The sequence below is a fragment of the Paenibacillus tundrae genome, assembly GCF_030812775.1.
In the GTDB taxonomy this organism is placed as follows: domain Bacteria; phylum Bacillota; class Bacilli; order Paenibacillales; family Paenibacillaceae; genus Paenibacillus; species Paenibacillus tundrae_A.
In genome coordinates this window covers 401,666-422,672 of the sequence record NZ_JAUSTI010000002.1, presented here as the reverse complement: position 1 = coordinate 422,672, position 21,007 = coordinate 401,666, and the positions used below count along the sequence as shown (strand labels likewise).

Sequence of the window (21,007 nt, the reverse complement as noted above, 5' to 3'; positions counted from 1 at the left end):
TTTGTCGATTCACATTTTGTCACCGTGTGCCTGAAAACCGCTTGAGCACGGTTAAAACCGATCTTTCACAATAAGTTAGTTTCTGTTAAACTAAGATTTAACGTTTTGCGGGGGTGAAGATATTGGATAAGCTTAGTCTACACGATGCAATAAAACAACGAATATTAATCCTCGACGGTGCAATGGGGACCATGATTCAACAGGTTGATCTTACCGGCGCAGATTTTGGCGGTGAAGATCTGGACGGGTGTAACGAGATGCTCGTACTTACAAGACCTGACATTATCCAGCGTATTCATGAAGAATATCTGGAGGCGGGAGCCGATTTGATCGAGACCAATACGTTTGGAGCTACCTCTGTCGTACTGGCTGAATACGATATTCAGGATCGTGCCCGAGAGATTAACTTGGAAGCCGCAAGAATTGCTAAAGCTGCGGTGGACAAATTTTCAACGCCTGAGTCTCCACGGTATGTTGTGGGAGCAATGGGACCAACAACCAAAACGCTATCTGTTACTGGTGGTACTACGTTCCAGGAACTTATCGATAGCTATTTCGAGCAAGCTCTCGCTTTAATTGAGGGAGGCGTTGATGCGCTACTGCTTGAAACTTCCCAGGATACTTTAAATGTAAAAGCAGGTAGCATTGGGATTCAAATGGCTTTTGACCAGAGCGGTGTGAAGCTGCCTCTTATGATCTCGGGAACGATTGAGCCTATGGGAACCACCCTTGCTGGTCAGAACATTGAAGCCTTTTATATATCCTTAGAACACCTTAACCCAATTTCGGTTGGACTAAACTGTGCAACAGGGCCAGAATTCATGCGTGACCATATTCGCTCATTGTCTGGTATGGCATCTGTGGCTGTGAGTTGTTATCCTAACGCTGGCCTTCCAGACGAGAATGGTAACTATCATGAATCACCCGAATCGCTTGCGCAAAAAATAGGTGCTTTTGCCGAACAAGGCTGGTTGAACATTGCTGGTGGGTGTTGCGGGACAACTCCTGCTCATATTCGAGCAATGCGTGACACGCTTGACCAATATCCTCCAAGACAAATGAACGGAACTCATCCGCCTGCACTCTCAGGCATTGATCCTGTCTATGTTGAACAAGACAATCGTCCTTACATGGTGGGTGAACGAACAAACGTGCTTGGATCACGGAAATTCAAGCGACTGATCGTTGAAGGAAAATATGAAGAAGCTTCCGAGATTGCCCGGGCTCAAGTAAAAAGTGGCGCTCACATTGTCGATGTCTGCGTTCAAGATCCCGATCGCGAAGAAGCAGAAGATATGGAGAAATTCCTTGAGCTGGTCGTGAAGAAGGTTAAAGTTCCACTGATGATTGATACAACGGATGCTCAAGTAATTGATCTTGCGCTTCAGTACTCTCAGGGTAAAGCGATAATTAACTCCATTAACCTTGAGGATGGCGAAGAAAAATTCGAACTGGTTACCCCCCTCATTCACAAGTATGGTGGAGCAGTTGTTGTTGGCACCATCGATGAGCGCGGTCAAGCAATTAGCAGAGAAGATAAACTTGACGTAGCCAAGCGTTCCTACGATCTTTTGGTGAACAAATATGGTCTTAATCCAGAAGATTTGATTTTCGATACACTGGTATTCCCTGTTGGTACGGGGGATGAGCAGTACATCGGGTCAGCTAAGGAAACAATTGAAGGGATCCGCGTAATTAAGCAAGCTATGCCTGAGGTTCATACGATTCTGGGGATTAGTAACATCTCCTTTGGACTCCCGGAGGCTGGCCGTGAAGTATTGAACTCCGTATTCCTGTATGAATGTACGAAAGCGGGTCTTGATTACGCGATTGTAAATACAGAAAAGCTCGAACGGTATGCGTCGATTCCAGAGCATGAGCGTAAACTATCCGAAGAGCTTCTATATAATACGAATGATGACACTTTGGCAGCTTTTGTTGCAGCATTCCGTAATAAAAAGGTAGAGAAAAAAGAGAAAATATCCAATCTCTCACTTGAGGAACGATTAGCCTCTTACGTTGTTGAAGGAAGTAAAGAAGGGCTAATTCCTGACTTGGAACAGGCTCTAGGCAAATACTCGGCACTTGAAGTTATCAATGGTCCACTTATGCGCGGTATGGAGGAAGTAGGGCGACTGTTTAACAACAATGAACTTATTGTCGCTGAAGTACTCCAAAGTGCCGAGGTGATGAAAGCTTCCGTCGCTTATCTAGAGCAGTTCATGGAGAAAAATGAGACATCAGTCAAAGGTAAAATTATTTTGGCAACCGTTAAAGGTGATGTTCATGATATCGGTAAAAATCTGGTGGAGATCATTCTATCCAACAACGGTTACCGGATCATTAATTTGGGTATAAAAGTACCACCTGAACGTATCATTGAGGCATATCGTGAGGAAAAGGTCGATGCAATTGGATTGTCAGGTCTACTGGTAAAATCAGCACAGCAGATGATTGTCACGGCTCAAGATTTACGTACAGCAGGTATTGATGTACCGATCATGGTAGGTGGAGCTGCGTTAACTCGTAAATTCACGAAGAACCGTATCCGTCCAGAATATAATGGAATGGTTGTATATGCGAAGGACGCAATGGATGGTCTTGATCTGGCGAACAAGCTGATGAATCCTGTAACGCGTGAAGTGATGCAGGTGGAGATGGATGCTGAAAAAGAAGCTGATGCTGCGAATTCAGATAATACACAGCAACTGCCAGAGCTTACCCGGGTAGAGCGTTCTGATATCTCAATTGATCATCCAGTGTTAGTACCTCCAGACCTGGAAAGACATACGCTTCGTAACTATCCGTTATCTCATATTCTGCCTTATGTGAATATGCAGATGCTGTTAGGTCATCATCTAGGCCTTCGTGGTTCGGTAGAGCAACTACTTGCGTCAGGGGATCAGAAGGCAACAGATCTGAAATCTGTCGTTGATGAAATTATGCAAGAAGCTGTCCGTGACGGCATTATTCAGGCACATGCGATGTATCGATTCTTCCCTGCTCAATCCAGTGGAAACAGCGTCATCATCTATGATCCTGAGGATACAAGTAACATCTTGCATACATTTACGTTCCCACGTCAAAAAGTAGAACCTTACTTATGTCTCGCAGACTTCTTGAAGCCCGTCCATTCTGGGCAAATGGATTACGTAGGTTTCTTGGTAGTGACTGCTGGACATGGCGTACGTGAATTGTCAACGAAGTGGAAGGAAGAAGGGGAATATCTCCGCTCACATGCTCTGCAATCTGTAGCGCTTGAAGTTGCTGAAGGTTTAGCTGAGCGGGTTCACCATATGATGCGTGATATATGGGGCTTCCCAGATCCAGCAACGATGACCATGAAACAACGTCATGGCGCTCGCTACCAGGGCATCCGGGTTTCATTCGGATATCCGGCGTGTCCTGACTTGGAAGATCAAGAGCCGCTGTTTAAGCTTATGCAGCCTGAGGATATTGGTGTGGAGCTGACAGAAGGTTTCATGATGGAACCAGAAGCATCCGTATCAGCCATGGTTTTCAGTCATCCACAAGCGAAGTATTTTAATGTAGAAAAGGCATAGTATAATAAAATGGTCAGGCAAAGCCCTCCGCATTGTCGGAGGCTTTTTGCTGGCAGCAGAAAGAGGTGCAATCCAGAGTGGAACTATATTTCCTGGGAACTAACGCTGGTGTACCTACGCTGCAGCGGAATGTAACTTCCATAGGACTTCGAATGTTAGACGAACGAAGAGCGTTATGGTTGTTTGACTGCGGGGAAGGAACACAACACCAGATCTTAAGCTCTCCGCTTAAACTGAGCAAATTGGAGAAAATTTTTATTACCCATCTGCATGGAGATCATGTATTTGGTCTTCCGGGTTTACTATCAAGCAGAGCATATCAGGGTGGGACAACACCTTTGACGTTGTACGGACCACCGGGAACAGAGCGTATGATATCAACCGCTATGGAATTAAGCCAATCTCGTATCAACTATGAGCTTACGATTGTGGAGCATACGGGTGGTAAAATTTTTGAAGATGACAGCTTCATTGTTGAATCTGAGTTATTGGAGCACCGAATTGATAGCTACGGGTACCGCATTACAGAAAAAGACCGTCCTGGCAGCTTAGATTCTGCGAAGCTTGCGGAATACGGATTGAAACCAGGTCCGCTCTTCGGAAGGCTTAAACGTGGTGAAACGATTACGTTGGAAGATGGTTCCTTAGTCCGTCCAGAGGATGTTCTGGGCGCACCTAAACGTGGGAAAATCATTACGATTCTGGGAGATACACGTCCGTGTGATCATGTGCGAACACTTGCTCAAGATGCGGATGTGCTTGTTCATGAAGCTACATTTATGCATGATTTGGCCGATACTGCTCACGAGTACTATCACAGCACAGCTCAAGAAGCGGCTGAAGCGGCAAGAGCATCGAACGTAGGGCAGTTGATCTTGACTCATTTTAGTTCTCGCTACAAAGATGAAGAGCAACTACGGCCACTTTTGGAAGAGGCACAGGAATTATTTCCGAATACGTTACTTGCCATTGAGCATCAACTGATTCCCCTGGCATCGTGGAAGGAAGGACTATAATCCTGTAGCAGATTGATCCATCTAATCAAGCGTGAATGAGGAATTCATGAAGAACCGGGACTGCGGGAAAGTTACTCCCAAGGTCCCTTTTGCAATCTGGCGAGAAAGCGTGTAGGATGTGCAGTATAAGCAGGGAAATAAATCAAATTATTTTCCGGGAAAGCGCAGGAATTGACAAGCTTGTACAGAAGGCGCGCAATGTCATATGTCCGTGTTCGATTCAGTTCGACGTGTTGTGACTCAGTGGGAAAATACTCTGTTTAAGACTTCATACATAGCTTCACGTTGGATTTAAGGTTCTATAGTTAAAGACATGAAATGTTAATGGAATTAAAGAAAGGGCGTGTTATGTGTGGTTAAGGCCTATTTAATTGACCTAGACGGCACACTCTATCATGGTAAGCACCGGATCGAAGGAGCTGACAAGCTCATTCGAACATTAGACAAGCAGGGGATTCCTTATTTATATGTGACGAATAACTCTTCACGAACACCCGAAGGAGTAGCGGAGCATCTGAATGGTATGGGGATTCCTGCCAAAGCTTCTCAGGTGTGTACATCTGCAGTAGCTGCAGCTGAGTATGTTGCTCAAGAATCTCCAGGTGCTAAAGTTGCCTGTATTGGGGAAGACGGATTGTTGAAAGCTATTGCTGGGGCAGGACTTGAGCTTACTGAAATTGATCCACAATACGTCATTCAGGGGATTGATCGTGAGTTTACCTATGCTAAATTAACTAAAGCCTTACGATGGATTAATGCTGGGGCTCAATTTATCATGACCAACCCAGATCTTCAACTTCCTTCTGACGATGGATTAACGCCAGGCGCGGGAACAATTGGAGCTGCCATTGAAGCAGCAACCGGAGTTCAGCCAACGGTAATCGGAAAACCGTCCAGCATTATTATGAGATCTGCTATTCACCGTCTCAATCTAAGAGCGGAAGATGTTGCTGTAATTGGAGACAACATGCGTACCGATATTGCAGCAGGGGTGGCAGCGGGGTGTGAAACGTTGCTGGTACTCACCGGTGTTACGACACGTGATAATATGGATGGACATATTCAAGCGGCGAAGGCGCGTCCTGATCATGTGTTTGAAGATTTGCATAAACTGATTGAGTGGCTGTCGCAGACGACAGGCCAAGCATCCAAGAAGGGGTAGATGTTATCATGCCAGAACTGCCGGAAATGGAAAATTACAGAGTATTACTATCTGAAAAAATATTGGATTTACCGATCACAGGTGTGATTGTTAATCGGGATAAATCCATTAATAAAGAAGTTCAGGCTTTCTCACAAGAGCTTATAGGGAATCGAGTTATTTTTGTCGAGCGTAGAGCGAAGCACCTTATTTTCCATTTAGCTAATGGGAAACGGCTTGTTCTTCATCTCATGTTAGGTGGAATGATATACTGGGGCACGGAAGCAGAGCGTCCAGATCGCTCCACACAAGTCGAGATTCAATTTGGAGAATATACGTTGTTCTTTATCGGCCTTCGTTTGGGTTATCTGCACCTGCTTACTTCGAAAGAAACAGAAGAAGCGATGTCGGATCTTGGCCCAGAGCCACTGGATCGTCGTATGAATGCAGAACGTTTTGCGAATTTGCTGAAAGGAAGAAGGGGTACACTCAAAACTACCCTAGTGAATCAGCATATTATCGCAGGCATCGGTAATTGTTACTCTGACGAAATTGCATTTGCAGCTGGGCTCAGACCAAGCTCCAAAACGCAAAATATTGCTTCTTCGACTGAACTAACGGAGCGGTTATATCACGCGATGCAATCCGTGCTTAGAGAAGCTGCTTCAGAGGGTGGTTATATGGAAATGCCCTTAATGAACGGAGATACGAAGACAGGTAGTTATGATGAACAGTGCCGAGTATATGATCGAGAAGGGGAAGCTTGTCCGCGCTGTGGGGGAACAATCGAGCGAGTAGAAATTACGGGCAAGAAGGCATTTTTCTGTCCGAATTGCCAAAATGAGGCCTAAACAAGGAATCGGTGCACATGTGAGCACGCGGGGAGGTTTTCTTCAAGCAGCTAAGAGGGCGCATGGAATTGGAGCGACAGCTTTTCAATATTTTCCGAAAAACCCCCGAAGTCTTGTACTGAAGGATTTCGACCAGAGTGATGCGAAACAGTGCAGGGAATGGTGTGAGCAGCATGGGATAGCATCCATAGGGCATTCACCTTATCCTACGAATCCAGCAATAGGCATGACCCGAGGAGAGGCGGCGTTTCATGCCATCGTTTCATCGATCCGCAATGATTTGGAAATTGCTGAGGCTTGCGGATCGGTTGGAACGGTCGTTCATTTTGGTCACATGAAGAGCAATAACCCACTTGAGGGTTATCAAAATCTCATTCAATGCCTGGATACAGTTCTGCAAAGTTGGATGGGACAGGCTAAAATACTGCTTGAGAATCAAGCGGGCGATCATGGCCTCATGGGAACCACGATGGAGGAACTAGTACAAATTCGTAAGCTTAGCCAGTTTCCTGAACATATTGCTTTTTGCTTTGACACCTGCCATGCTTTTGCTTCAGGCATGTGGGATCGAGGAAACGAAGGTGCGATGTTGGAGAAAGGCAGACAGCTCGGATACTGGGAATGGCTTGCGGCGGTACATTTTAATGATTCGAAGTATGCGTCTGCATCTTGTAAAGATAGACATGCCAGAATAGGGCAAGGATTTATAGGTCTACAAGGGATGCAGGAGCTGCTCAGCTCGTCTGAATTTCAACAAGCGGTAGTCGTGCTCGAGACGGAATCAGGCGAAGATGGAACGCACCGTGATGATCTTTCGCTCATGCGTTCCTGGTTATAAACAGGGGAGAGGAGCGATTGTATGCATGTATTTTTGGATGATTACAGAGCCTGTCCGAAAGGGTTTGTATTAGCTACAAATGCTGAAGAGTGTCTGATGCTTCTTCGAGAGGGCAATGTGGATATACTATCTCTCGATTATGAGCTGGGGCCAGATTCGCCAAACGGCGGTGAAGTGGCGGCTTCTATTGTGAGAGAAGGGCTGTATCCACGTGAGATCTATTTGCATACATCGAGCATGTATGGCAAACGGCAGATGTATGAAATGTTATATAGCAACAAGCCGGATGCTGTAACCATTCATAATGGCCCAATGACAGGAGAAGTTATGCTTCGAGTGGCTGCTGAGGACAATGCCGTATGAAGCCAATTACATCCAAAATGTTAATGCGCAGTGTATGGGAAGGTGTGCCGCAGGCTGTATTTATATATACGCCTCTATGCGGTACATGTGTTGCTGCGCGTCGTATGCTAGAGATTGCTGAGCATCTGCTACCGGCTGATATTCTGTTTGAGATGAACATTCATGACATTCCTGAACTTGTACAACAATTTCAGATTTCGAGTGTTCCTGCGGTAATGATATTCGATGGAGAGCAGGGTGTGCCCAAGATGGTCTATCGAATGAGTTCAGTAGAGCATTTGCTGAATGAGATTCGGAAGGCGGTGCTAAAATGAGTATAATTAAGATGCAGCAGGTCTCACTTAAACGTGAAGATCTTCAGATTCTTGATAACGTAGATCTAGACATCCGCGAAGGTCAGCATTGGGTCATTCTAGGGCGAAATGGCTCTGGAAAGACAACACTACTTGAAATGATGAATGGATATATGTTCCCTAGCCATGGACGAATAGAAGTGCTTGGTAATTTATACGGACAATGTGATGTTAGAGAAGTGCGTAAGGAAATAGGTTATATCAGTCAGACCTTGATTGAAAAGCTCACGCCGCGAGATCCAGTATGGGAAGTCGTGGCTACAGGTGCGTATGCATTTTTACGCTTTTATCAGACTATTCCAGATGAAGTTAAAGAGAAAGCGTTGAAACTTCTTGACGAGATGGGATTTGCCAAACTAGCCAATCATGCACTTGGAACACTCTCGCAGGGAGAACGGAAAAAAGTCATGCTAGCGCGATCCTTAATGGCAGATCCCAAATTACTAATTATGGACGAGCCTTGTGCAGGCTTGGATCTCTACGAACGAGAAAAAATGCTGGCTGAGATTGATCGTCTACGCAAGCGTAATATAACGGTCGTGTATGTAACCCATCATGTCGAAGAAATCGTACCCTTGTTTACACATGTGGCGTTGATTCGTGATGGTCGTGTTGCTGCAGCAGGACCTAAACACGATGTATTAATAGAAGAAACAATTAAGCTTACGTACGATATTCCGGTCGAGATCCAGTGGGATGATGGACGTCCTTGGATACGCGTACGTTCTGGAGGGTAACACAATTTGAGTACACAGTCGTCTTGGGGAGAAGGAAACTTTTCTCGATTTATATGCACAGCCAATCATGGATTTGCTCCATATGCTCAAGAGGAGCTGCGCCGTACTTTTGGTGCAGTTAAGAGCACAGTCGTCGTACCAGGTGAAATTTTGCTTGCGGGTCTACCTGTCGCTGAAGAAGAAGTATCGAAGAAGCTGTTAGCGGAGTCTCCTACGTTTTTGCGGCATATTCAACCTGTTCAATTCCAAGAAAGTACAGAGAATACAGAGGAAGCGTTGGATAAGTTTGTTGCTTTTGTTCTGAATCGATCTGAATTGACCGGAGAGCGTGTTGTATTGCAGGTTCGCAAAACGGAGTCAGCTTTCTGGGAGGAAAATGCTGCTTCGTTGAAGCAACTGTTAACGGATAAATTGCACGAACTCAATTGCGAATGGGTTATCCGCGATGCTGATTTTGTTATTTCGGTATTTGTCTCAAATGATACGTTATATGCCGGGATTTCTAAGCCTGAACAGAACCTCTCTGATTGGAGTGGCGGAGCGATCCGCTTCCAAAAGGAAGAAGGTCAGATTTCTCGTGCGAAGTTCAAGCTACTTGAAGCAGAGCAGACGTTTGGAATCGACTTTACATCGTTCCGCAAAGCATTAGATATTGGAGCTGCACCCGGTGGTTGGACGTCTTTCTTGCTAGAACGTGGGTTAGAAGTAACAGCTGTTGACCCTGCCAAAATGGATGCAACCCTGCTGCAGTCACCTCGATTGACATTTTTGAAGAAGAATGCAGGGGATGTTCGTTTTCATGACGGAGAATTTGACCTGCTTGTATGTGATATGAGTTGGAGTCCTAAGTTGATGAGCCGCCTTGTATCTGACCTTCTATATAGTCTACAATCAGGCGGAACCGCTGTTGTTACAGTGAAGTTGCTGCATAAGAAGCCACTTGCTCTGATTAAGGAAGTTATTGCTACGTTTGAGCGCTCACGTATGCAGATTCAACGCTCTAAACAACTGTTCCACAATCGGGAAGAGATTACACTTTACATGATTAAGTATTAACGTAAACGTTATAGAGTGAATTGAAATTTAAGAGGTTGTTCAAAAAGTACAATTTTGATTACGAGGGATGCCTGACGGCATCTCAGCGTCGAATATGGAATTCAGCCGAAATGTCCGTTGCTCACGTAGTTTGCCTACGCTCCGCTACTCCATTTCTATCTTCATTCCATCTTCTCGGTACTGAAAACCGTCCTTTTTGAACACGCACTTTATGTTGAAACGATCCAGTACGTGAACGAACTTAAATTTTTTAGCTTTACAATCTATTATTGCATGTACTATAATGATACCAATATTAACCATAACGAATTGAAGGGAAAGCATCCCGGAGTGAATGAACCAATGATTTTGGTTCGTAACTTCGGTGAAGCTTTCCCTTTTTTGTTGTGTCAGAGAGGAGTGTGGCATATGAGACATCCGGCCAGACTGGAGCATGGCAGCCTGCTGGGCGGAAGATACCGGATCGTGTCTGTTTTGGGTATAGGCGGAATGAGTCATGTATATAAGGCTGAAGACTTGAAGTTGCCAGGTAAGTTCTGGGCAATCAAAGAGAGCATAACAAGCGTCTCTTATGAAGGAAGTATGGAGGCAGAAGCGGCGTTGTTAACGTCACTGAGACATCCTCGGCTTCCACAGATTGTTGATTTTTTCGTTCAGGTTGAAGAGGGATATACTTATCTGGTCATGGAATACATTGATGGCGAGACACTTAGTGAGTACTTTAAGAAGTGCAAAGGCAATCTCCCGATGGAACAATTGACTGCATTCATATTGCAGCTTCTGGATGTGTTGAGTTATCTTCACGGGCTGAATCCAGCTGTGATTTATCGAGATCTGAAGCCGTCAAACATTATGATCATCTCGGATGATGAAGTGAAGCTGATTGACTTTGGCATTGCGCGGAGCTATAAGTCTAACCACGTTGAGGACACCGTCAAGCTGGGGACGGCTGGTTTTGCTGCCCCTGAACAATATGGTTCTGGACAGACGGATGCGCGCTCAGACTTGTATGGCTTAGGAGCATTGATGCTATATTTAATGACTTCTGGTGCATATACGGAGTGGATTCAAGGGGTTGAAGGTGCGATTCGTAGCGATGTTCCTCGTACATATATCCCTGTCGTGAGGCGGTTGCTTAGGCTGAGCCCGGATGAGCGATTTCAATCTGCGGAGGAAGTGCGTAAAGAGTTACTTCGTAGACCCGGTATAGCAACTTCGGGGGGAGAAACAACGCTGACAATGAATGGAGGAACAAGGGTAATTGCTCTGACCGGAGCTTCATCAGGTGTTGGAGTTACCCATACAGCTATCGCGATTAGTCACTATTTAGAAAGACAAAATTTCAAAGTTGCTGTAATCGAGATGTCTCCACGCTCGCAATCATTTTCACGAATTCAACAGATTATACAATCAGGTAAGTCGTTATCATCGGGAAGACAGTTTGAGGTTGATGGTGTGCACTATTGGAAACAATCCGGACGAGCTGATATTTTGTCTTTACTTGGTGGAAGTTATCAATTCATCATTATGGATCTCGGGAGTGGACAGGATCAGAATCGACTTGAGGAGTTTCTTAGAGCTGATCTACCTATTGTGATTGGTTCAGGAGCCGAGTGGAGACAAGCGGAGATTCATGCGTTTGTCCGTTCAAATCATCGTTTTCCAAGAGACAAATGGATATACTGTCTGCCACTAGCATCGTCGGATGCTGTCCAGCGTATTCGAAAATCACTGGATACGTCCAATGTATATAGTTTGCCGTTGAACATTGATCCATTTGACCGAGAACCACATATGGATAAAATATTTGCTCACATTTTCACCCATATGATTGGGCAGTTGCCGAAGAAGCGTTCATTTTTTGCACGAAGAAGAACAGGAGTCTGAGAATAGAGATATGAAGCATATTTGAGATTAGATATTTTGAGGAGATTTTGAGAGGAGAGCCCTTTTTTGTCTAAATTAAGAAAGCAAAGTCGTCAACTCATCTATGCCAGTCTTACTGGAGCCGGTGTGGTAGGTTTGTTGTTCGGTGGATATGTGATCTACAACATAAAGACGATGAGTGACACGAGGACTCAGATGGAGTCCCACTATTTATCTGCGTATGAACAAAAGGAAGCTGAATTATTACAGCAATGGAATTCAGGAGCACAGGGATGGGTGACAATCCGTGATGTCGAGGCAGGCGAGAAAATTATGTCTGAGGATATTAAGCTCGTTGCCGTTCCCGATGCACAGGCTCCACGTAATCTATGGTCTAGCACGAAGCAGATGGATGGTCAAATTGCCAAAATAGAGCTTAAAAAAGGAACAGCCATTACGACGGAAATGGTGTATAAAGATACGCCAGCACCTCCCGATCTAAGAAACCGTGAACTGCAAGTTGTTCTGTTACCTTCATCACTTGCTAAAGGAGATAATATTGATATTCGGATTCAGTTTCCGACAGGTCAGGACTATATCTTATTATCTAAGAAGAAAGTAGAGCGTCTAAATGCAGCAACGTTATGGATCACGATGACGGAAGAGGAGATATTGACCTTGTCCAGTGCGATCGTGGATGCCTATTTACATAAAGCCTCAATATACGCTCTGACGTATGTTGAACCTCAATTCCAGACCGCAGCGATCCCAACATATCCCGCTAATAGTGAGGTGTTGAAGTTATTAGAAAGTGATCCGAATATTGTTCGTCGAGCCGAACAGGAGTTATCAAGACAGGTCAGGAATTCGCTAGAGAGCTCTCTAGCAGCTTCGATGACAGCACCTTCACAAGGCGTGGAGCAGGATGTTGCGCAGTCATCAGTCTCTTATAACAGTAGACCGGGAACCAACAGTACGGCTAATGATGTCATCTGGAATGATGGATCAGGTAGTGTGGGGAATGACAATTCGTCGAACCCTGCCACAAACAAGAATTATACTTCTGGTGTAACAGAGTACGATGAGCAGAAGAGCCTTCTGACAGGTGGAGACTAAGTAGAGGAATCTGAATGAAGAGAGAATCTGAAATCAAAAGTAGAAATCAAAAGCCATATCCAATATTAGTTTCTCCTAACAACGAATTATAGAGTGGAGAAAGGGGTCGTGAGTTCATTTGCAAACATGGATTTTTGCTGGGTTATGTGAGAAAAACGACTTGTTATTATATTTATCTAAAATCTTGGCTGCTTCAGGTAAACGGGTCCTGCTTGTGGACGGAACATTGCAGCAAAAGTATGGCTACTGGACAGGTGAAGTACAGCATTCATTACGAATTACCGAGTTTGAAGGGTTCGATATCGCCAGTCATTTTGTGACATCTAATGCGGTGGAGACTCATCTTGAAGCAAATGGAGAGAAGGTCGAATCGTACGATTATATTATTTATGATATTGAAACCTCTCATTTTGCATCCAGAGATCTGTGGTTAGCTGCTGATATTCGTGTCTGGGTAAGCAATTACGAACGTTACAATCTGGAACGGGGCAAGTTGTGGTTGAAGCAACTTCTAGAAGAGCAGTCTTTGCCGGTAGAGCTTTCATTTCAACGTATTTTAATCAATGCGGTTGACTGTAAGCTTGAAGAACGTTACTTATGGGCGTATCTGGACGGAAGTCCATTTGTGTGGACAGGGGATGCGCTGCTTCTTCCGTGGGACGAATTGACGGCAGCAGTGAAATTGGAGAACGAACATCATCGCCGCGTGTTACTTGCACCTTTGTCTAGAAACTATAAGAAATCATTATGCCGGCTGGTAGAGCAGCTGACGGGTTGGGAAAGTGTCCATAGCCGTCGGACGATGAAGGAAGCAGAGAGGATGAGGGCATGAGTATTATTTCATTTTGGAGTCCATTTGCGGGTACTGGCACGACTTCAAATGCATTAGTAGGTGCGTACGCTATGGCGCTCCACTATAGAACCAGAATATTGTTAGTTAATACAGGTTCGACGGGTAGTAGTATTGAAGCTGCACTACCAGCAACTGAGATTGAGGATGCGGATTCACTGTTTAGGTTTGAGGAAGGGGGATGGGATGCAATTGAACGTTTGTACATCAGCGGAAGTCTGAATAAGCATAATCTGCGTGATTATACGAAGCCTTTGCTTAAAGAACGTTTGGATCTGTTGACTGGCAGAATTAATCAGATCGAAAGATCTCCTAAGGAACATAAGGAAACGTTAAAGACTTTACTCCAGGTTGCAAATGAGTATTACGATTTGGTGCTCCTGGATGCAGGTAGCTCAGCCGTGAATGAATCCTTATTGCTGGAGCAGGCCGACTATATCGTAGTAAACCTATCTCAGAATATGAGAGAGCTAGAGATGTTCTTTGAACATATTTTGCCGAACCACTTGAGTGATCAGAAAATACATCTGGTGTTGAACAAATATGATCCAAACGCTAAAGCATCAATAAGCAACATTCGCAGACGTTTTCGATACAAGGGTTCGATTTCTATTCTTCCTTATACAACCGGATTTTTGGATGCAGTCAATCGGCGTGATGCGGCAGCATATTTACATTTGGAAGGTCTAAGTGACAGTAAGAATGTTCGAAAAGGAAGCTTCACAGCGAGTATGGCTGAACTTGCTCGCCTAATAATGGACGGCGCAGGGATGCGCACGGCTCTGAAGAGGCTAGAAAGGGGTGCCTGACCCTAAATGTTATGGAACATCATCGGTATAGGATTAATTATCGTTGCGGGTCTTGGTTATGTAGTGTTCAGATACCGCGCTTACCATCGAGAACAACGTACAGATGTGACTGAACCGGGCGGCTTCACGATTGAAAGTTTAACCGAGAAGGTGAAAAATTCACTTCATGAACTAAGCCATGGTCAGCTTGCGGATGCTGGATTGCATGAAGAGGAATATCGGAGAAGGATCAATCAGCGAGCTGAAATGCGAAAGGCACTGAAAGGTTGTGTCTCAGGTAGTATCAGTGACAAAACCTATGTCAAAAATCTGATAAGTGATCTGCTAACGCGCAGCATAGGACTGAATAAGTCGAATGTGGATGAAGTTATTCCTTTTGCAGAACCGGAACTGCTGACAAGTCAGGATCAATTTGAAATTGTCTTTTACCTCTACCAGCAGCAATTTGGCATGGATGCGTTATCCCGTCTAATTGATACGTATGATCTGGGTAGACTGCGAACGGAAGAAGGTATCCAGGATGGGGGAGGCTTTTATATCTCTGAAGAAGATATTCAATATGTGTTCGAATGTGAGTATCGGGAGCTTGGATTCAGAGAAAAGACGGATATCATTGTGCAACGCCTCTATCAACACTACAAAGGGTTCTCGGTCGTAGATGAAATTCGAGATCAGCGCATTGACGGCGTGAGTGGTGGTGTTAGCGGCATGCTTGATGCGATGCAGGATGTGCGACTTCGGCAGCCTAGTTCGTGGAATGATTTACTGGAAGCAGGGCTTGAAGATGCTCAGGCGCAGGTTCCATTGAACGGTAATCAGAGTGTATGGATTTTCTATAAAGGGAAGTCGATTCATCTGGCATTTCTGTCATTTGGCAGTATCCGTGAACTCAAAAGGGTATGTCAAAATATTTATAAATATAACTATCCCGGTCAGCTATCCGAAGTGAATGGTTACAAGGTTAATGAAATGAAGGATGGTTCTCGTGTCGTCGTGGTACGTCCGCCATTTGCAGAGTCATGGGCATTCTTTGTAAGGAAATTTGATATTCCTAATGCCTCACTAGAACAACTGATCACAGGTACGAATGCAGAGCTTCCTATAACCATGCTGCAGTATCTGATGAAGGGAAGCCGAATTACTGCAGTAACCGGAGCACAGGGTTCGGGTAAAACAACCTTGTTGATGGCTATGGTGAAACATATCTATGCATCGTATACGTTACGTGTACAGGAAATGGCGTTTGAATTGCAGCTTAGACGGATCTATAGCCGCCGTAACATTTTGAGTTTCCGTGAAACAGAACATATTTCAGGTCAACAAGGTCTCGATCTACAGAAAAAAACGGACGGTACAGTCAACATATTGGGTGAGGTTGCTAGTGATGAGGTTGCTGCATGGATGATTCAAATGTCGCAGGTGGCGAGTTTGTTCACGTTGTTTACGCATCACGCTAAGACGTTTCGTGATCTGGTGTTTTCGCTTCGAAATTCACTGCTCAAAACAGGAATGTTTCAGCATGAGCATATTGCTGAGGAACAGGTAGTAAGTGTCATTAATTTTGATGTACATATGAAAAAGGACGCCGAGGGGCGAAGATATATTGAACGTATTACAGAGTGTTTGCCTCGGGCAGAGCAGAGCGATAGTGTTGAAGAACGCAATGGATTTACGTTCCGAAATGTTGTGGAGTATCAAAATGGAGGCTATGTCGTAACAGCTCCCATCTCGGTCGGAAGCATTATGGATATGCGGGAGCAAATGACGTTACAGGATGCTGCGGAATTCGACCAATTTATCGCACAATATTGGGGTGACCACGATGACCATTAAATCTATACTTATCATCGTATTGGGGATATGTGTCACGGGTTTGATTGTCACTTTTCTTATCCTGAGTTTACTTCGACAGAGAGGAGGTGGATTTAATAAGAATGTAGCCGCAGGGTTGGCACCTGTTAGCAATCGATCATTAAAGCTCACGTCATTCCTATTGCGACTGTATCGATGGGGGATGAAGGTTCCACTGCTATCCTCGTACATTGTACAAGTAAAAAAGCGGATTTCATTCCGACACGTTGGTGATGAACCTGCTCTCAGAAGAAGGACGATGACGGTTGTTCTGATTATTGCCGGAGGGTACGGAAGTGTCAGTCTAATCTTATTCCTCTTGCAGCCAGGCGTTGCTTTTATTATCTTGTCTGTGCTCTGCGGTGTTGTATTAAACAGTCTAATCCTAGATATGTATCTGAATCGACTTGAAAAACGATTATTGGTACAGATGCTGGAACTGTTCGCAGATGTTCGTCATCGGTATCACCAACATGGAATGATTGAGGAAGCACTTTATGAAGCTGGCGAAGTAGGTCATGGAGAAGCCGCAGAGCAAGTTATGCTTATATACGAAGCGCTGACTTCACCTGATCCGAGTGAAGCATTAGAACGATACTATGAAGTTGCACCGAATCGTTTTCTTAAAGGTTTTGCGGGAATTTCCTACATGGTAATGGAATTTGGAGATAAGGATCGAGCACAAGGGTCAATCTACCTAAAGGGGTTAAGCAATCTTACGCAGGAAATTCATTTAGAAATACTGCGCCGGGATAAGTTAGATTACCTGTTAAAAGGTCTAAATATCATCGCGCTTGCTCCTGTGTTGTTCACAGCTCCCATCGAACGTTGGGCCAGAGGCAGCTTTCCAACCATGGATGAGTTCTATCGCAGTAAGATGGGATTTATCACCAAAATATCAATATACATCATCATCATCCTAGCTTACTTGTTATTACAAAGGTTACAGCAGTATGATGAAACTCGCTTTCGAGCTGGTAGAAAACAATCTTTGTTTGCTCGTTTGTTGTATAACCAGCTATTCATTCGTAAATTGGCGATGTTATTCGCTCCCAAACCAGGAAGTACCCAGTACAGCCAGACAGTAAGACTTATGCGTGAGAGTAGCTCTGAATTGAAGTATGAATGGTTAGCGATTCGAAGGTTAATATTGTTCATGACCTGCTTCAGTCTAAGTATAATGTGCGTGTTATTATTGCATCAGGTCGAACGAAATCACATTATGTATGACCCGGTGCGAGATGATCGGATGTTCGGAGCAATGGCTGAAGCTGAGCTGGAGCAGGCCAAGGAAAAAGCAGCTTTGGATCGATCTGTCATGCAAAAGATTAATATGAAACGTTGGGCGAGTTATGATGAGATCGCTTTGGCTTTACAACAGAGCTCACCTGTTCAACTAGACCATGATACACAAACCGAGGTTATTGCGAGAATTATGCAAAAGATGAATTCGTATAACAAGCAGTTCTTGCACTGGTGGGAAGTGGTTATTGCTGTTGCCATCGGAATAGCGGGATTTTATCTGCCAATCTGGCTAATGCTGTTTCAGCGTAAAATGCGCAGTATGGATATGAGACATGAGATTTATCAATTCCAGACGGTTATATCCATCTTACGCGAGATGGATCGAATGTCTGTGGAGGAAATTTTGGAATGGTTAAATCGATTTTCTGTCATTTTCAAGCGTCCGCTTCAAAAGTGTCTACTGCATTTTGAACATGGGCCAGAGGATGCGCTAGAGCAATTAAAGTTAGATGCCGGAATACCTGAGTTTCAGCGGCTAGTAGATAAATTACAACTTGCCCTTGGTAGAATTTCAATTCGTGAAGCGTTCGATGATCTGGATAGCATGATGGCCTTCTATTTTGAGCAACACAAGCAGGAATATACCAAAATGATTGATGCAAAAGCAGCATGGGGACGGATGATCGGATTTACTCCGATGTATGCTCTAATTTTTTTATACCTTGTAATTCCACTTGTAGGGATGAGTTTCTTGCAAATGAACATGTACTATGAACAGATTCAGAAGCTGTGACAAAAAAGTGTTATAAAACTGAAACTGACCTAGCTCTAAATCAGTTTTAGTTGAAGTCAAATTAAAATCTATAATTATTGGAGGATTTATCATGAATAATGCATCAAGTGCTTTAAAGGTGGCAGCAGGGATCTTTTTGACCATTGCGCTCATTACTATCGTGGTTTTGCTTTTTATCTCTGCACAGGAAGCGACCAAGACTGCACAGAACAACTTCGCGGATATCCAGACAGAGTTGTCTCAGGCGGCTTTTACGGTATATGACGGTACTACAATTAGCGGATCACAGGTTACCAATGCATTGCGGAAATACGCAGACAAGGATCAATTCGGCATTCAGGTCATTACGGGTAAAAACAAAGGTGGACAATGGTATGGAAATGAGTTGAATATCTCTCAAGACCTCAATAATGAGAGTTATGGTTCAGTAATTAAGACGAATGAAAAGGTAGGGAATATTAACCAAACGATGAGTGAAAAAGAGAATCAGTATGTGAACCCGAGCGGGAAATTCAAAGCACTGATCGTAAAGGATAAATCGAATGTGGTCAGAGGACTCATTTTCCAGCAATCCTAACAGGGGGCTGACTATAGATGTTCAGAAACGCTCAACAGCTTATGTTGTTCAGTACGGCGGTTGTCCTATTTGTGACAGCCTGCCTGTACGGGCAGCAGTTAATTAAAACGATGACTGATGCTCTTCATAATACGACACAATTCACAGTAGAGATGGAAGGAAGAATGAACACAACGCTCCGTACAACGGAGCCGAAAAGATATAGCGGTGCTGAAGTATTACATACGGTGAGACAAATGACTGGGACATCGATCACGGTGGAAGTGGATGGTCAGGCTCATATCATAGACCCCTTAATAAATCGCAAGAAGACTATTCCCGTGCAACTTAACGGCTCGTACAGACCAGAGTTCATTAGAGATGAAGGGGGAGGATTGATGAGAATCCAATTCTGGAAGGAGGCCAGCGTTCATTGATTAATGCTGCATCCAAGCTACTCGCAGTTATGCTAGCTGTAGTCCTGCTCTATATCTATCCAACAGCTGAAACGGCTAACCGACAGGATGACCTGGCGAGAATGACCGTGAATCAGAGCGTTGTACGTTTTGTAGATGCGGTTAGAACCAAGGGATATATCTCACCAGCCATGTACAGCGAATTGGAAGAACAACTGGCTCGAACAGGTAATGCCTATGAGATTCTAATAGAACATTTACACAAAAAATATGTGCCACACTATACTGATCCAATGAATCAAAGTACCTTCACAGGTACATATGAGACCGTAGAGGATGGATATTACACCAGTCAGATTAAAGAACGGTTATTTCCTGCTGCAGGTGGGCCAACTAAGGATGATCCAGGTCGTAGATATACGCTGGTTATGGGGGATTTTATTACGATTACTGTCCAAAGCACCAATCGCACATCCGGTATGTTGATCCGGGAATGGCTGAATGGAACTCCGACTGCACCTGCTGTGCTTACCACCTATGGAGGTATGGTTCTAAATGAAGATTACTGATTTTGCGATTGTGTTTGTAATTATATTCGTGCCGTTGTTCTGGCTTGTATCTCTTCATACACGGGATGCTGAGGAAGCTCAGCTTCTAAGTCAGAAGTATAAGTCTGCACTGCAAACAGCTGTACTCGATGCAGGAGCGGTAATGCATCAAAATGAAAAGCAAAATAATGAAGCAGGTTATGATTCTACGAAATTTGTGAAGGCGGATAAGGAACTAGCCTTGCTTACATTTACACAAACGATGGCGTTGAATATGGGGATTCAGGATGATCCGGCTGCTATGCATGCGTTATATGATTACATACCAGCAATTGTTGTACTGGATTATGATGGATACTACATTTTAGCGAAGGAAACGGAAATGACAGGAAATGCCGAGCTTTCATTCAAGCAAGTCTGGAGTCCCAAGAAGCCATATACATATGCAGATCCAAATGGCAGCAGCATTAATTTTACCTTGGATGGATATGTATACGCTTATGATGCTATCCAAGGGAAATGGATTGAAGGTTTTCAGAAGGAGTTGGCATCTAACACGCAAATCCCGTTATTACAAGATGCCGACACCTTTGAGCAAGTGAGACGAAGTTGGATTGTGACTAGTGTACAGGAGGATCTTGCTGATATTATTAACCGCCATAATGAATTTGCACGTAGAAATGGTATCGCTTATACGTTTACGTTGCCTTTAATCCCGCAAGAGGATTGGTATAATTCAATTAATGATACAGGTATTATGGCGTTTATCCAAGGTATACCTGTAGGGGATCAAAACGTTAATAATTATGCTATTGGTGGAGGCAGGCTTGTAAAGAAGACGGCTGTGGTCGGAGGAGTAGATCCAGCAACTGGAGTTAAATATTACTATCCTTCTACATGTAACTATGGCTATAGAGCAGAAGAGGTCTTTGGCGACGGAAAACAAGCTGCTGCACAAGGTTATTTTGAGCGTAATTGTTATGTCAGCGGACAAGCTCCATAAGTGAAAAAGTTTGCAAGAAGACATTACTTTCAGAAA

General features: G+C 44.1%; 19 protein-coding genes. All 19 read left to right on the top strand.

The genetic code is table 11. The annotated features are described in order from the left end of the window. The first annotated feature begins 182 nt into the window (after window positions 1-182). Entirely contained in the window at window positions 183-3,563 is a 3,381-nt protein-coding gene (gene metH, locus J2T19_RS05205; protein ID WP_370874805.1) for a methionine synthase, read from the top strand. Between the two features lie 77 nt (window positions 3,564-3,640). Next, entirely contained in the window at window positions 3,641-4,579 is a 939-nt protein-coding gene (rnz, locus tag J2T19_RS05200) for a ribonuclease Z (RefSeq protein WP_307213825.1), read from the top strand. 352 nt (window positions 4,580-4,931) lie between these two features. Beyond that, window positions 4,932-5,741: a 5' nucleotidase NucF gene (gene nucF / locus J2T19_RS05195; RefSeq protein ID WP_307213823.1), complete on the top strand. Its 810-nt coding sequence runs from the start codon at window positions 4,932-4,934 to the stop codon at window positions 5,739-5,741. 8 nt (window positions 5,742-5,749) lie between these two features. Beyond that, entirely contained in the window at window positions 5,750-6,571 is an 822-nt protein-coding gene (locus J2T19_RS05190) for an Fpg/Nei family DNA glycosylase (protein ID WP_307214039.1), read from the top strand. Then, window positions 6,561-7,409, top strand: a complete 849-nt coding sequence (locus J2T19_RS05185) for a deoxyribonuclease IV (protein ID WP_307213821.1) — start codon at window positions 6,561-6,563, stop codon at window positions 7,407-7,409. Before J2T19_RS05190 ends, J2T19_RS05185 begins: the two co-directional genes overlap by 11 nt. A 21-nt stretch (window positions 7,410-7,430) precedes the next feature. Beyond that, on the top strand, window positions 7,431-7,772 hold the full coding sequence (locus J2T19_RS05180; RefSeq protein ID WP_307213819.1) for a cyclic-phosphate processing receiver domain-containing protein: 342 nt from the start codon (window positions 7,431-7,433) through the stop codon (window positions 7,770-7,772). Beyond that, window positions 7,769-8,086, top strand: a complete 318-nt coding sequence (locus tag J2T19_RS05175) for a thioredoxin family protein (RefSeq protein ID WP_307213817.1) — start codon at window positions 7,769-7,771, stop codon at window positions 8,084-8,086. The genes J2T19_RS05180 and J2T19_RS05175 overlap by 4 nt, the downstream gene beginning before the upstream one ends. Continuing rightward, complete coding sequence (locus J2T19_RS05170) at window positions 8,083-8,862, top strand: ABC transporter ATP-binding protein (RefSeq protein WP_370874803.1); 780 nt, start codon at window positions 8,083-8,085, stop codon at window positions 8,860-8,862. The genes J2T19_RS05175 and J2T19_RS05170 overlap by 4 nt, the downstream gene beginning before the upstream one ends. A gap of 6 nt (window positions 8,863-8,868) precedes the next feature. After that, window positions 8,869-9,918: an SAM-dependent methyltransferase gene (locus J2T19_RS05165; RefSeq protein WP_307213815.1), complete on the top strand. Its 1,050-nt coding sequence runs from the start codon at window positions 8,869-8,871 to the stop codon at window positions 9,916-9,918. 408 nt (window positions 9,919-10,326) lie between these two features. Then, entirely contained in the window at window positions 10,327-11,805 is a 1,479-nt protein-coding gene (locus J2T19_RS05160) for a serine/threonine protein kinase (protein ID WP_307213813.1), read from the top strand. Between the two features lie 66 nt (window positions 11,806-11,871). Then, window positions 11,872-12,900, top strand: coding sequence for an SAF domain-containing protein (locus J2T19_RS05155; RefSeq protein WP_307213811.1), 1,029 nt, complete (start codon window positions 11,872-11,874; stop codon window positions 12,898-12,900). A 118-nt stretch (window positions 12,901-13,018) separates the two neighbouring features. After that, on the top strand, window positions 13,019-13,732 hold the full coding sequence (locus tag J2T19_RS05150) for a hypothetical protein (protein ID WP_307213809.1): 714 nt from the start codon (window positions 13,019-13,021) through the stop codon (window positions 13,730-13,732). After that, window positions 13,729-14,559 carry a CpaE/TadZ family protein gene (locus tag J2T19_RS05145; RefSeq protein WP_307213808.1) on the top strand — a complete coding sequence of 277 codons (831 nt, stop codon included), beginning with the start codon at window positions 13,729-13,731 and terminating at the stop codon, window positions 14,557-14,559. The genes J2T19_RS05150 and J2T19_RS05145 overlap by 4 nt, the downstream gene beginning before the upstream one ends. A 6-nt stretch (window positions 14,560-14,565) precedes the next feature. After that, window positions 14,566-16,392 carry an ATPase, T2SS/T4P/T4SS family gene (locus tag J2T19_RS05140; protein WP_307213806.1) on the top strand — a complete coding sequence of 609 codons (1,827 nt, stop codon included), beginning with the start codon at window positions 14,566-14,568 and terminating at the stop codon, window positions 16,390-16,392. Further along, a complete protein-coding gene (locus J2T19_RS05135; RefSeq protein WP_370874802.1) occupies window positions 16,382-18,448 on the top strand; it encodes a hypothetical protein in 2,067 nt (688 codons plus the stop codon). Before J2T19_RS05140 ends, J2T19_RS05135 begins: the two co-directional genes overlap by 11 nt. Before the next feature lie 91 nt (window positions 18,449-18,539). Beyond that, window positions 18,540-19,025: a hypothetical protein gene (locus J2T19_RS05130; RefSeq protein WP_056690030.1), complete on the top strand. Its 486-nt coding sequence runs from the start codon at window positions 18,540-18,542 to the stop codon at window positions 19,023-19,025. Window positions 19,026-19,042: 17 nt separating this feature from the next. Next, window positions 19,043-19,441, top strand: coding sequence for a hypothetical protein (locus J2T19_RS05125; RefSeq protein ID WP_307213802.1), 399 nt, complete (start codon window positions 19,043-19,045; stop codon window positions 19,439-19,441). Then, window positions 19,438-19,989 carry a hypothetical protein gene (locus tag J2T19_RS05120; protein WP_307213800.1) on the top strand — a complete coding sequence of 184 codons (552 nt, stop codon included), beginning with the start codon at window positions 19,438-19,440 and terminating at the stop codon, window positions 19,987-19,989. Before J2T19_RS05125 ends, J2T19_RS05120 begins: the two co-directional genes overlap by 4 nt. After that, window positions 19,976-20,971 (top strand): hypothetical protein, encoded by a 996-nt coding sequence (locus tag J2T19_RS05115; protein ID WP_307213799.1) that lies wholly within the window; start codon window positions 19,976-19,978, stop codon window positions 20,969-20,971. Before J2T19_RS05120 ends, J2T19_RS05115 begins: the two co-directional genes overlap by 14 nt. The last annotated feature ends 36 nt before the right edge of the window (window positions 20,972-21,007 follow it).